The organism is Streptomyces sp. AC627_RSS907, from assembly GCF_019049165.1.
The window spans coordinates 1-757 of record NZ_JAGMUE010000827.1; the positions used below are offsets into that span (position 1 = coordinate 1).

Consider the following 757-nt stretch of genomic DNA (forward strand, 5'->3'; position numbering starts at 1 on the left):
CACCACGCCTTCGCCTCCGACACCTCGTCGCCCGCCGCCCCCGGGCCGGGAGTACCCACGTCCGGCGCCTCCACGTCGCACGCCTCCACGTCACACCTCCGCACGTCCGGGGTCGCCGCGTCGCACGCCTCCGCGTCCGGTGTCTCCGCGTCCGGTGTCTCCGCGTCCGGCGCCGGCCCACGGGGTGCGGGCGCGGGTGACGCGTGCGCGCGGGCCGGGGCCGTGCTCGTGCCGGCCGCTCCGGACGGGCTGGTCGAGCGCGCGGTCGCGCAGGCCGTGGCGGCGGGGTTGCTCGTCGTCTCCGACGACGGGGTCGCGGTGCGCTTCGCGCATCCGCTGTACGCGAGTGCCCTCTACGCCGCCGCGTCCGCCGCCGAGCGGCGCACGGCGCACGCCCGGCTCGCCGCCGCCACCCCGGGCGCCGTCGAACACGCCCGGCACCTGGCGCTCGCCGCCCCGGGCCCGGCCGAGGAGTTGGCCACGGCGCTGGCCGGCGCGGCCGACCAGGCCCGGCGGCGCGGGGCGCCCGACGAGGCCGCGGCGCTGGCCCGGCTCGCCGCGCTGCGCACCCCGGCCGGGCATCCCGGGCGCCGCTGCGAGCGACTGCTGAGCGGCGCCGCGCACGCGTACGCGGCGGCCGACTACGAGCTGTGCCGCGAACTGGCCGAGCCCGTCACCGCCCAGGCCGCCGACCCGGCGCAGCACGTACGCGCCCGCGTGCTCATCATCAACGCCGCCAACCAGGCGCTGCACGCCC

The 757-nt window shown here is 80.7% G+C and carries 1 pseudogene; it reads left to right on the plus strand.

From position 1 onward, the window contains the following. A pseudogene (locus KUM32_RS38865) lies at window positions 1-757 on the plus strand (hypothetical protein); the annotation flags it as partial.